13 protein-coding genes are annotated in these 12,279 nt (G+C 47.5%); 3 read left to right on the plus strand and 10 right to left on the minus strand.

Translation table 11 applies throughout. The features are described 5' to 3' along the window. Positions 1 to 2 precede the first annotated feature (2 nt). Together thiS and Q335_RS0105385 are read right to left on the minus strand one after the other, a co-directional pair. Positions 3 to 215 (minus strand): sulfur carrier protein ThiS, encoded by a 213-nt coding sequence (gene thiS, locus Q335_RS0105380; protein ID WP_028357755.1) that lies wholly within the window; start codon positions 213 to 215, stop codon positions 3 to 5. Between the two features lie 12 nt (positions 216 to 227). Further along, entirely contained in the window at positions 228 to 1,325 is a 1,098-nt protein-coding gene (locus Q335_RS0105385) for an FAD-dependent oxidoreductase (RefSeq protein ID WP_028357756.1), read from the minus strand. Between the two features lie 67 nt (positions 1,326 to 1,392). Here Q335_RS0105385 and recQ point away from each other — a divergent pair, with 67 nt between their 5' ends. Further along, positions 1,393 to 3,240, plus strand: a complete 1,848-nt coding sequence (gene recQ, locus Q335_RS0105390) for a DNA helicase RecQ (protein WP_028357757.1) — start codon at positions 1,393 to 1,395, stop codon at positions 3,238 to 3,240. Here the strand turns inward: recQ and ruvB are convergent. Genes ruvB through dusB form a run of 6 tightly spaced genes read right to left on the minus strand, consistent with a single transcriptional unit; the run spans position 3,232 to position 8,328 of the window. Continuing rightward, positions 3,232 to 4,287, minus strand: coding sequence for a Holliday junction branch migration DNA helicase RuvB (gene ruvB, locus Q335_RS0105395; RefSeq protein WP_028357758.1), 1,056 nt, complete (start codon positions 4,285 to 4,287; stop codon positions 3,232 to 3,234). The genes recQ and ruvB overlap by 9 nt on opposite strands. 49 nt (positions 4,288 to 4,336) lie before the next feature. Continuing rightward, complete coding sequence (ruvA, locus tag Q335_RS0105400; RefSeq protein WP_028357759.1) at positions 4,337 to 4,903, minus strand: Holliday junction branch migration protein RuvA; 567 nt, start codon at positions 4,901 to 4,903, stop codon at positions 4,337 to 4,339. Between the two features lie 15 nt (positions 4,904 to 4,918). Then, on the minus strand, positions 4,919 to 5,458 hold the full coding sequence (gene ruvC, locus Q335_RS0105405) for a crossover junction endodeoxyribonuclease RuvC (protein ID WP_028357760.1): 540 nt from the start codon (positions 5,456 to 5,458) through the stop codon (positions 4,919 to 4,921). A 12-nt stretch (positions 5,459 to 5,470) separates the two neighbouring features. Further along, entirely contained in the window at positions 5,471 to 7,060 is a 1,590-nt protein-coding gene (gene purH / locus Q335_RS0105410; protein WP_028357761.1) for a bifunctional phosphoribosylaminoimidazolecarboxamide formyltransferase/IMP cyclohydrolase, read from the minus strand. A 3-nt stretch (positions 7,061 to 7,063) separates the two neighbouring features. After that, entirely contained in the window at positions 7,064 to 7,303 is a 240-nt protein-coding gene (locus tag Q335_RS0105415; protein ID WP_028357762.1) for a helix-turn-helix domain-containing protein, read from the minus strand. Between the two features lie 35 nt (positions 7,304 to 7,338). Further along, positions 7,339 to 8,328: a tRNA dihydrouridine synthase DusB gene (dusB, locus tag Q335_RS0105420; protein ID WP_028357763.1), complete on the minus strand. Its 990-nt coding sequence runs from the start codon at positions 8,326 to 8,328 to the stop codon at positions 7,339 to 7,341. 135 nt (positions 8,329 to 8,463) lie between these two features. Between dusB and Q335_RS09405 the strand changes: the two genes are divergently transcribed. Further along, positions 8,464 to 9,399: a cytochrome c oxidase assembly protein gene (locus tag Q335_RS09405; RefSeq protein ID WP_038369420.1), complete on the plus strand. Its 936-nt coding sequence runs from the start codon at positions 8,464 to 8,466 to the stop codon at positions 9,397 to 9,399. A gap of 65 nt (positions 9,400 to 9,464) precedes the next feature. On the opposite strand, the gene Q335_RS0105430 is transcribed toward Q335_RS09405, so the two are convergent. After that, entirely contained in the window at positions 9,465 to 9,677 is a 213-nt protein-coding gene (locus Q335_RS0105430) for a zinc-finger domain-containing protein (RefSeq protein ID WP_028357764.1), read from the minus strand. A gap of 430 nt (positions 9,678 to 10,107) precedes the next feature. On the opposite strand from Q335_RS0105430, the gene Q335_RS0105435 reads away from it, so the two are divergent. Continuing rightward, entirely contained in the window at positions 10,108 to 11,514 is a 1,407-nt protein-coding gene (locus Q335_RS0105435) for a DEAD/DEAH box helicase (RefSeq protein WP_245588286.1), read from the plus strand. A 48-nt stretch (positions 11,515 to 11,562) separates the two neighbouring features. Here the strand turns inward: Q335_RS0105435 and phaP are convergent, their stop codons facing one another. Then, positions 11,563 to 12,162: a TIGR01841 family phasin gene (gene phaP / locus Q335_RS0105440; protein WP_028357766.1), complete on the minus strand. Its 600-nt coding sequence runs from the start codon at positions 12,160 to 12,162 to the stop codon at positions 11,563 to 11,565. Positions 12,163 to 12,279 lie beyond the last annotated feature (117 nt).

A 12,279-nucleotide genomic window follows, 5' to 3' on the forward strand; every position in this document is an offset into this window, starting at 1 on the left:
GCTTAGCCCCCAGTAATGGGTGAAAAGATGGCGATGCGATCTTCGGGCTTGAGCGTGTGTTGAGCCCGTTGTGTTTTAGGGATAAAAATCTCATTAACCGCCGTCGCTGTCATTTCGGTATCGTGCTCTTTGGATAACTCACTGAGTAAATCTTGGAGAGACGAGCCTTCGGTGACTTGTTGCTGCAGACCATTGATATAGACATTAATAAACATGAATACTTCCTTTTAGAGTGGCAATAGGGCCTGGTCAGGCCAGATTGCCTGGAGTGCTTGCTCAATAAGCGCCGGAGAGATCAACCAACCGTGCCTAAATAAGCCATTGATGCGCGTGAGTCCAGTTTCGTTTTCGATGCGGGGTAGATTATCAACCAGGGCAGGGCGTAGATTGGTTTCGGTGTGAATAATACGTGCTTCGGCAATGCCCGGTAAAACGCTATGTGCCGCGGTCAGTAATTCGACACATGTTCTGACCGAAATGGGTGAGCGGTCTTCGCTTTCGAGTTCACTGGCCCCCACCACTAAGAGATCGGGGGCACGGTGCACGATATACACTCGGTAACGAGGGTGTAGTAAACGAATTGGGCGTTGCAATTTGACTTCTGATGTTTGCAACCACAGCACTTCACCACGAACACCACGGACATTTTGGCAAGATAAGCTATGCGGATTAGCGGATTTAAAGCGTCTGGCTCCCACGCCGCGACAATCAAAGACCCAGTCAAATTCATGCTCGCTATTATCATCCAAGCGAATTCGGTGCGGTTTGAGCTGCGTGACTGTTTGCCCCCAATGCCAATGGACATTAGACGCTTGTCGTTGCAGTACGCTCATGGCACGCACGGTATTGATTTGCCCCTCTTTTTGGAGTAACCAGGCATGCGCAGGACCGTGAATATCGGCTTCAAGCTGTTTGAGTTGTTCGATGGTAATCGGTGTCGGAAGATCGTCTTTAGGGGCTTTGTGACTGAGCAAAGAGATCAAACGATCCGCGGCACCTTCGTCGCCACGATGAGCTACCATCAGGCTGCCGTTAAGTTTGAGTTCTAGATTGTTGCTATCGTCCAATTGTTGTTGGTTTTGTTGCAACAAAAACGCCTGTAATTGCGACCATAATTGTATCGATCGTTGCCCTAGTCGATAGACATCTAAGTTACTGCTCTCAAGTTCAGCTAGAGGGCTGAGCATACCGGCGGCCGTCCAACCGGCGGCTAAATGTTGTTGACTATCGGTGGCGGGATCAAACACCGATACTTCATGCTGATGGCTTAAAATAAAGGCTAATAATCGACCTGATAAACCTGCCCCAGCGATCGCAATTTTCATGGTTATGTTACACCTCCTGACTAAAGTACTATTTATTATAAGACAATGCGTTAAAATTCATAAACCCATGAATAATTATAAACAGCCTGCCACCCATCTTGCCCTAGAAACCCTACAACAGGTATTTGGCTATAAGTCCTTCCGCGGTCAACAAGCCGAGATCATCGACGAAATCATCGCTGGTAGGGATGCCTTGGTACTTATGCCAACTGGTGCAGGCAAATCCTTGTGTTATCAAATTCCAGGTCTTGTACGTCAGGGCACGACAGTCGTGATCTCACCTTTAATCGCTCTTATGCAAGATCAAGTCGATGCTTTACAAGAACTGGGTGTTACAGCGGCCAGTTTGGACTCCTCCAAAAGTGATGAAGAGCGCCGTTGGATTACGAACCAAGCGCTGCAAGGGCAACTGAAATTTTTATATATTGCGCCCGAACGTCTCTTGAGTGCCGCTTGCATGAATCTGCTCAAACGTATGCAAATTGCTTTATTTGCCATTGATGAGGCGCATTGTGTAGCTAAATGGGGCCATGATTTTAGACCAGATTACCTAAAATTATCCGTGCTACCGCAGTATTGGCCCCAGGTTCCGCGCTTAGCCTTAACCGCGACGGCGACCCACGAGACGCGCGAAGAAATCATCCAAAACTTGCAATTGCAACAGGCCAAGGTTTTTATCTCTGACTTTAATCGACCTAATATCAAGTATGAAGTCGAAGAAAAAGTCGATGAGCAAAAACAATTACTGAACTTTATTTCGCTGCGGCATTACGGTGATTCAGGGATTGTTTACTGTTTGAGTCGCAAGAAAACAGAAAAATACGCCGAATTTTTACGTAACAACGGTATTAATGCCTTACCCTACCATGCTCAACTTAGTCATGAGGTACGCGCTGATTACCAAAGGCGCTTTCAGTCAGAAGATAATTTGGTCATGGTCGCGACAATTGCCTTTGGTATGGGCATTAATAAGCCCAATGTGCGTTTTGTGGCACATGTCGATATCCCTAAATCGCTAGAAGCTTACTATCAAGAAACGGGGCGGGCGGGGCGCGATGGTTTAGCGGCCACCGCCTGGATGGTATATGGTCTGAATGATGTGCAACAACAGCGCCGTATGATTTATCAGTCTGACGGTGACGATGTCTATAAAGAACGGGCCTTACAAGCGCTCAATAGCATGCTAGCTTACTGTGAAAGTAGTTCCTGTCGACGCCAGTTATTGCTGAATTATTTTGGCCAGACAGCGCAGCCTTGTGGCGATTGTGATATTTGTTTAAATCCACCCACTCTTTGGGATGGTACGATTGCTGCCCAAAAAGTCATGTCCACTATTTATCGGCTCAATCAGAGCTTTCACAAGCAGTATGGCAGCACGCAAATTATTGATATTTTGCAGGGCAAAGAGACCAACAAGGTGCGTGAGCGCAATTTCAATAGTCTCTCAGTGTTTGGTGTGGGTAAAGACCTAAGTACAGATACGTGGCGTTCAGTGATTCAACAATTATTGGTGCAAGGCTATCTTAAAAACGATGTGGATGGCTTTCAGACCTTGGCACTCACTAAAAAAAGCATTCCTGTACTAAAGTCACAGCAACGCATTCGTCTCAGGGCCATCCGTCAACCCTCAAAAAACCGTTTACCTAGCAAACAACGTGTCCATCAGGATTTATCAGCGCTTACCTTAAGACGCTTTGATGCCCTTAGGCAGTGGCGCCATCAACTAGCCCTAGCGCACAAGGTGCCCGCTTATAGGATTCTCAAAGATGAAACCCTCATCGATATTGCTAAATACCCGCCTGAGAATTTAGAAGAGTTACGAGAAGTGGATGGCATTGGCGAGCACAAACTGCGCTTATATGGTGCCGCGATTCTGTTGTGTCTGCAAAGTGTGCATACACAATACCTAAAATAACTGGCCGCTGCTTGAGGTATGAGGGACCTGTAGACCGAGATGCTGCCAGGCGATAGCCGTCGCTAAACGGCCTCTGGGCGTGCGTTGTAGGTAGCCGTTTTGGATCAAATAGGGTTCGATCACATCCTCAATCGTGTCACGTTCTTCACCGATGGCAGCGGCGAGATTATCGACGCCCACGGGACCACCATTAAATTTGTGGATAATGACTTCGAGCAATTGACGGTCCATTTGATCTAAACCACAAGGGTCCACATCCAGCATACTTAAGGCTTGTTGAGCTATGACTTGAGTAATCAAACCTTGGTTTTTGACATCCGCAAAATCACGCACGCGACGCAGCAAACGGTTGGCGATACGAGGTGTGCCGCGTGAGCGCTTAGCAATTTCTATGGCGCCTTCCGGCTCAATCTGAGCATTTAACAGCTGCGCACTACGACTGATAATCGATCTTAAGTCTTCTGCACTATAAAACTCCAAGCGTGAGGTAATACCAAAACGATCCCTTAAGGGATTAGTCAGCATACCTGCCCTTGTGGTGGCGCCCACTAAAGTAAAGGGTTGTAGGTCAATCTTGACACTGCGGGCTCCAGGGCCTTCGCCGATCAAAATATCAATTTGATAGTCTTCGAGGGCGGGATAGAGAATTTCTTCGACAACCGGCGATAGACGATGAATCTCATCGATGAATAAGACATCGTTGGCCTCTAAATTAGTGAGTAGCGCCGCTAAATCCCCGGGTTTTTCGAGCACGGGACCCGAGGTTTGGTGCATTTGCGTGCCCATTTCGTTAGCAATAATATGTGCCAGCGTTGTTTTGCCCAAACCGGGTGGACCAAACAACAAGACATGATCTAAGGCTTCTTGACGTTTTTTGGCGGCCGTAATAAAAATCTCTAATTGCGAACGAACCTTGGCTTGGCCTGTGTATTCTTGCAGTGTCTTTGGTCGTAAGGCACGTTCTATGGAGTCCTCCGCCTGATTTGAGCGTGCAGAAATTAATCGGGCTTCAGGCTGATGGTTGAGGTTTTCCGAGTAAATAGGCATGGTAGGTAATACTCTTTAGACAATAGCAATGCGGCTAGAAACGTCAGCGCTAAGAAGACAATAATTTAAGGGCTTGCTTGATACCTTGGGCCACCTCGACATCTGGGGCGAGTTCTTTGAGGACGCGACGTGCGTCCTTGTCGGCATAACCCAGGGTCAGTAAGGCATTCAGAATGTCTTGATGGCTTTGTACAGCGGCACTAGTGGCGACAGCAGGGCTAAGCTTACCGCGTAACTCTAATAATAATCTCTCGGCCGTTTTTTTACCAATGCCGGGAATCTTAGTGAGGTAAAGACTATCCTGGCGTTCTACCGCCATACTTAAGTCTTCTGTGCTGCTGCCCGAAAGAATGGCTAAGGCCATGCGGGTGCCAATTCCAGAGACTTTAATGAGGGCTCTAAAGGTAGCGCGGTCATTAGCATTGGCAAAGCCAAATAATTGATGTGCATCGTCGCGAATCGCTAAATGTGTGTAGAGTGAGACTTTAGCGCCGATGTCTGGCAAATTGTAAAAGGTGTTCATCGGCACGTCGATATCGTAGCCTACACCATTGACGTCAACACAAATAAGAGGCGGTGTTTTTTCTAGTAGAATGCCGCTAATTCGACCAATCATAATACTGTTTAAAATTTAATTAATGACGCGACCACCACGCATGCTGGCCCGATGGCCAAAATTACCAATGCCCTGAAGCCGTTGATTGAGAGGAGCCGCATGGGCGTGACAAATCGCACAGGCCAGGGCATCACCGGAGTCTGAGCTAGGCGCTTGTTGCAGTTTAAGCAGGTATTGCACCATGCTTTGCACTTGTTCTTTAGTGGCGTGCCCTTTACCGACGACCGATTTTTTTATTTGTAATGCCGTATACTCGCTGACCGCTAAACCCAATAGGGCCAAGGTGCACATGGCCGTACCACGCGCATGGCCGAGTAGTAGCGTCGATTGCGGATTATTATTGACAAAAACTTTTTCGATGGCAGCCACATCTGGCTGATATTGGTGCGCAATGGCATTGATGTTCTGGGCGATTTCCTGGAGGCGCCACGCTAATGAGCGCTCTGTAGGCACCACGATGGTGCCGCTAGTGACGTATTGCAAACGGTTTTGTTCGACGGCAATAATGCCGTAACCCGTACGTCGTAGACCAGGGTCAATCGCCAAGATTTTCATACTAATCCTTACTTAGTGACGGAAATGTCGTTGACCTGTAAAGACCATGACAACCTCGTGTTCATCGGCCGCAGCAATCACTTCATCGTCACGAATACTGCCGCCGGGCTGGATAATCGCCGTGGCACCGGCTTCGACGACAACATCGAGACCATCACGGAAGGGGAAGAAGGCATCCGAAGCGACGGCGGTGTTTTGCAGACTAAGGCCATTGCTTTGCGCCTTAATGGCGGCGATTTTAGCCGAATCGAGGCGACTCATTTGGCCGGCACCCACCCCCATGGTCATGCCATCGGTACAAAATACGATGGCATTGGATTTTACAAATTGCGCCACTTGCCATGCGAACATCAAATCATTGAGCTGCGCTGGTGTCGGCTGTTTTTTGCTCACGACCTGTAGCTGTTCTTGACGCAAGTGATTGCGATCCGGATCTTGTAATAGCCAACCACCGCCAACACGTTTCACATCATAAGGATTGTGGGCTGTACCCAAAGCAATTTTTAGAAGACGGGTGTTCTTTTTGGCACTGAGGATCTCTAGTGCTTCAGCACTGTAGCTAGGCGCTAATAAGACTTCAAGAAATTGCTGGCTGATGGCTTGTGCGGTAGCGGCGTCAACCTCGTGATTAAAGGCAATGATGCCACCAAAGGCGGACGTCGGATCGGTTTTAAAGGCCTTGAGATAGGCCTGATGGCTATTGGAGGCGACCGCCACGCCACAAGGATTGGCGTGCTTCACAATCACACAAGCGGGTGCTGTAAAGCTTCTGACCGCTTCCCAAGCTGCATCGGCATCGGCGATATTATTAAAGGATAATTCCTTGCCTTGTAATTGTTCAAAGCTACTCAACAGGCCCGCACCCACCTGTGAATCCACATAAAAGGCTGCCGCTTGGTGTGGATTTTCACCGTAGCGTAGGCTTTGTTTAAGTTGCAATTGCAAGTTCAAGGTTCGGGACCAGGCTGAGCGTTGCGGAGTCGCAGAGGCTTGGGGCTCGGCCTCTTGTAATGAGGTCAAATAGTTGGCAATGGCGCCGTCATAAGCCGCGGTGTGCGCGTAAACTTTGCTAGCTAGCCGTAAGCGTAAGCCTAGAGAGGTATGACCGTGTTGATCCAATTCCGCCAAAACCGCTGGATAATCGCTAGGATCGGTCAGCACAGTGACGCCCCCTTGTCGATCGCCATGGTTTTTGGCAGCAGCTCTCAGCATAGCCGGACCGCCGATATCAATATTTTCGATGGCGTCCTCAAAGCTGCAATTATCTTTGCTAATGGTTTGCACGAAGGGATAAAGATTAACCACCAAAAAATCAATGGTATCGATGCCCAAATTTGTCAATGTCTGCATATGCGTTTGATCGTTGCGACGCGCTAACAAACCGGCATGAATTGTTGGGTGTAGGGTTTTGACGCGACCATCGAGAATCTCTGCAAAACCTGTATGCTCAGCGACTTCGGTGACCTCCAGTCCCGCTTCTTGGAGCAGTTTAGCGGTGCCGCCCGTGGAGAGTAAACGGATGCCGCGTTGCGCTAAGGCTTGAGCAAATTCCGTGATGCCAGTTTTGTCAGAAACAGAAATTAATGCGGTTTGTGTAGTCATGATTTATTTCGATAATTGATGATTCAATAGTTTTTTGCGAAGGGTAGTGCGCGTCATGCCGAGCATGGCGGCCGCTTTGGTTTGATTGCCGTCAGCTTTTTGCATGACCGTCTCAAGGGTCGCTTTTTCGACACAATGCGCGACCATTTGCCAGATATTTTCGGGCGTTTCGTCACCTAATTGGCGAAAATATTCCTCTAGACTTTTACGCACGCTTTGTTCTAAGTTTTGGGAGTTGTTCATAATTAAAATTCTTTGTGCTTAGGGAGTATCAAGGTCTACACAGCGGCTGCGTCTAATTGCTGTGCAAACCAGTCTTGCAATAATTGCTTTTGCTGTTGCGGACAAGTGGCTTGATTTAAGCGATGGCGTAAATCAGCGGTATTGGGTAAATCTTGTAAATACCAAGCTAAATGTTTGCGTGCAGTGCGTACACCTGTGTAATCACCATAAAATTCATAGTGTTCATCAAGGTGCTTGAGTAAGACCGCTTGCATTTGTGCTAGATTGGGGCGAGGTAATTCCTCGTGGGTACGTAAATAGTGATTAATTTGCTGAAAAATCCACGGGTTGCCCTGGGCTGCTCGACCAATCATCACCGCGTCAGCTTTAGTATAGTCTAAAACGAAGCGAGCCTTTTGGGGTGAATCAATATCACCATTCGCAATCAGAGGTATTTTAACCCTAGATTTGACCTCGGCGATGGTTTCGTACTCGGCCTGACCCGTATAAAAATCACAGCGAGTACGACCATGTAAGGTTAGAGCAGCAATACCTAAGTCATACGCCATTTGAGCAATGGTTAGGGCGTTTTTAGAGTGTCGGTCCCAACCCGTACGGGTTTTGAGGGTGACCGGGATACCATAGGGTTCACAGGCCGTCACCACGGTGTGTAGAATCTGGGCGACGAGTTTTTCGTCCCGCAAAAGCGCAGAGCCTGAGGCGGTTTTACAGACTTTTTTGGCCGGACACCCCATATTAATATCGATAATCTGGGCGCCTTTACCAATATTAAAGACGGCGGCCTCAGCGAGCATATATGGATCTGCCCCTGTAATTTGTACAGCCACGGGTTCACTCTCGCCATCGTGATTTAAACGCCTTGCGGTCTTGACACTTTGCCAGAGTTGCGGATTACTGGCGGCCATTTCCGAGACAGCATAAGCGGCGCCTAATTCTTTGCATAAGCGTCGAAAAGGGCGATCGGTTACACCCGCCATGGGCGCAACAAAAACAGGGTCTGACAGGGTCCAAGAACCTATTTGCATGGCGTATAAATGGATAGAAAGTGCAAAGCAAAAGCGCTATTTTACTAAAATACGGCGGCTTAATTCACATCAAATAGCCACTTTATGATCATTGTAAAATAGTCATCAGTTTTAGAGAGTCAAGACCTTGTTTTTATGGATTTAAATCTCAGTCAATGGCTACAGCCGTGGGAATTTTCGCCAACGCTGTTGTTTTGTTTTGCCGTGGCGGCGCTGTTATTCATTAGGGGCTGCGGTGTTATTTCTGTGAGCCGCTCGCGCCAACTGCTTTTTTGGGCGGGTTATGTACTACTCTATTTGTGCCTGCATACACATGTGGATTACTTCGCAGAGCGTTTGTTTTTTGCGCACAGGATCCAGCATGTTTTTTTACATCATTTAGCCCCGCTACTCGTCATGGCCGCCTATCCTTGGCAGGTGCTACGCGCCGGTTTGCCTTTGACTTGGCGCGCTAGACTTTATCGATTTAGACGAAGCGACAAAGGTCGCTGTGTGTCGGCCTTGCTCACTCACAAACTACTGATTCCATTCATGTTTGTGTTCTTGGTGATTATTTGGTTGTTTCCGACTATCCAATTTTATTCGATGCTAAATTCGCACTTATACCGACTCATGAATTGGTCGGTCGTTATTAGTGGCTTTTTGTATTGGCAATTGATTTTGGATCGGCGCCCTAGCATCGCCCCCGACCTCAAAAGCAGCAGTCTGCTGGGACGCTGCTTGGAGTCACTAAATAAAGCAGGTTATCCGGCGGCGATGTCACTTCGTGAACGCGCGCTGTCTCCAATTTTTACAATGGTGCCGCAAATCATCGCCGGTGCTTTTTTAGCGTTTTCCTCTCAGGATATCTATCCCTTATTTGATTTGTGTGGTCGTGCCTTGGATATTTCTGCTGTGCAGGACCAAAACCTGGGGGGCTTGATTATGTGGGTCCCTGCAGCGGTGGTAGAAACCTTTGGCATTGTGGTGGCTGTTATGACGGCTGTGCGTCTGTCGGCGAGAGGACGTTTGGCGCTTGCGGCACCACCCCATCGTCGTGTCACTTGGCAAGCGTCTCAAAAAAGCCATTAAGCCTATGCGGGCTTGTACCAAATTATCGGCTAGCCAGTCAGTGACCTGATGCAGGGCCAGGCCAATTAGTGACTGTGTACGACCTCACCAGCTTTGAGGGCGTACACGGCGCCACAGTAAGGACATTGCGCTTGGCCTGATGTGGCTACATCCAAAAAAACACGCGGATGCATACTCCAGCGAGGGGATTGAGGCCCTGGACAGTAAACTGGCAAATCGCTAGCGCTGACCTCAAAGCGTTGGTGTTCTTGGTTATTTTTGGTATCTGAATTAGACATAATTACTCCTGCTAAATAGTAAGCACGGTTATTAAGGTGATAAATATTATTTTAGCTTAGTCTTGTGGCTATCGGCTTGGCTGGGGTCATTTGCTCAGCAATAGGTCAATATTGAGCGGCCTGGCGGCCAAGAAAATGAGTAAAAACAAGGACTAATAGCACCCCAGCCTCTTATAAATCGTCACAAAGCCTGACTCAGCATAGTAAAATCATGGGTTATACTTAGCTTATTTAATTGAAGTCATTTAATGACACAGTTGATCCATACTGTTGACTATTACACTATTACAGATTACGACAGATTGCGTAGATAGTGATTGAAGATGATTGAGTATGCACTACCCACTACTCAATATTTATTTGCGAGTCAGCTCATTCATCTGTTTTGCACCTCACACTTATTATTTATCGTTAGGAGTTGGTTATTTCATTGCAAACATCATCTGAGCCACAAAGTTTTACTGATTTTGGACTACACCCAGATATTCTAAAAGCGGTTGCCGAAAGTGGCTACACCAAGCCTACGCCAATCCAAGCCCAAGCCTTGCCAGTGATTTTGCAAGGCCAAGATGTGATGGGCGCGGCCCAAACGGGTACGGGCAAAACAGCGGCGTTTACGCTGCCTGTTCTGCACCGCATTATGCCGCTCGCGAGTTATAGTACTTCGCCGGCTAAGCATCCAGTACGAGCTTTGGTCTTGACGCCTACTCGCGAATTAGCGGATCAAGTGGCTGAAAATGTCAAACGCTATGCACAACATACACCCATTAAATCGGCGGTGGTGTTTGGGGGTGTGGATATCAAGCCCCAAAAAGACTTGCTACGCCAAGGCTGTGAATTCTTGATTGCGACACCTGGGCGTTTGCTCGATCATATTGAACAAAAAACGGTTAATTTAAGCCAGGTCGGTATATTGGTTCTCGATGAGGCTGATCGTATGCTTGATATGGGCTTTATGCCCGATATTGAACGCATTTTGCATCAGTTACCGCAACAGCGTCAGAATCTGCTGTTTTCAGCGACTTTCAGTCCTGATATTCGCAAATTGGGGCGCTCCTTATTGCAACACCCCACTGAGATCACGATCCAGGCGCAGAACAAAACGTCCAAAAATGTTAGCCAAAGCGTCGTACATCTACCCGCTGCGCACAAAAGAGCTGCTTTATTATTTTTACTCAAAACTCGCTATAGCCAACAAACTATTGTCTTTACCAATACTAAATTGGAAGCCAATCGTTTGAGTCGTTTTTTAGACCGAGAAAGCATTAAAGCCGCACCAATTCACGGTGACAAAACTCAGCAAGAACGTTTACGGACGCTTGAACAATTCAAACAAGCCCAGTTGCAAGTGTTGGTCGCGACCGATGTGGCCGCGCGTGGCTTGGATGTGGCGGGCTTATCGGCTGTGATTAATTACGACTTACCTTTTAATGCCGAAGATTATGTGCATCGTATTGGTCGAACCGGTCGCGCCGGCGCTAGAGGTGAGGCTGTGTCTTTTTGTAGTTCGCAAGATGATGAGCAATTATTGGCGCAAATAGAGACATTGACCAAGCAAAGCATTAAGGTGCAGACCTTAAATTTGCCGGAGGTATTTTTAAGTCGCGCTGAGGAGCAGAGTCATCATCGTGTGGCACGCGTTTTTTCAAAGGCGAGATTAGCACCGATTGATGAATTCTTTTATAAACCTTATGAACCTGAGCAAACAGCGGGCAAGGGGCCGGCTCAACCAAGTATGAAACAAATCCTCGAACAGCACAAAAAACAAGAAGAGGAAAGAAAGCACATGCCAGAGCTGGCCGTTTTATTAGGGGGTAAGCCCTCATCACACGACTAAAAAAACGGGTGCTTAAGCACCCGTTTTTAGTGTGACTGGTTACGCCGATTAGGCTTTGTTAGCGCTGGCGTTAGCAGCATTCGTGGCACTGGTGGCGGCAGCAGTAGCGGCTTGGCTAACTTGTTCAGTGGCTTTTAGTGAGGCATTTGTAGCATTTTGCCAATGACTAGAAGCGGCTTCAGTCGCTTGTTTAGCGCTTTGATTAATTGAATCAAAGGCATTGTTAGCGGTGGCAATAGAGGATTTAAGAATGGCGACCGCACCTTCAGAGCCTGTTGGTGCATTTTTAGCGAGTTGATCGACGAACTCATTGAGCTGTTGGCGAGTTTGTTGGCTTTGTTTTTCGGCAAGTTGAGCTAATTCATTACTAACATTGGCAAAAATATCGTAGACAGAACGCGAATAATTCACCGCTTTTTCGGCGTTGGGTTGACTGCTGCTAGCAGCTAAAGCAATGGCTTCTTTGGGCTCTTTGAATTCACCGACTTTTTTGAAAAGATTCTCTTGCTCTTGCAAGGCGGCTTTCATGGTTTGAAGGTTAAGATTAACAAGTTTTTCAAAGCCATCAAATAATGACTTTTGGGCGGTAAGATACGTGTTGACATTATCTTGATGTTGCTTAGCGAGTTGATCTGGAATGACTGCCATAATGGAACCTCCGTAGAGTAGGGTGGGAACAAATAGAGAAAACCACGATCATGACTGCAGCTGCGCCCATCTGTGCCGCTTGCAATCGAAAAATCCTAATAAAAACATAGAATTACA

The organism is Brackiella oedipodis DSM 13743 (genome assembly GCF_000621025.1).
Classification (GTDB): Bacteria; Pseudomonadota; Gammaproteobacteria; order Burkholderiales; family Burkholderiaceae_B; genus Oligella; species Oligella oedipodis.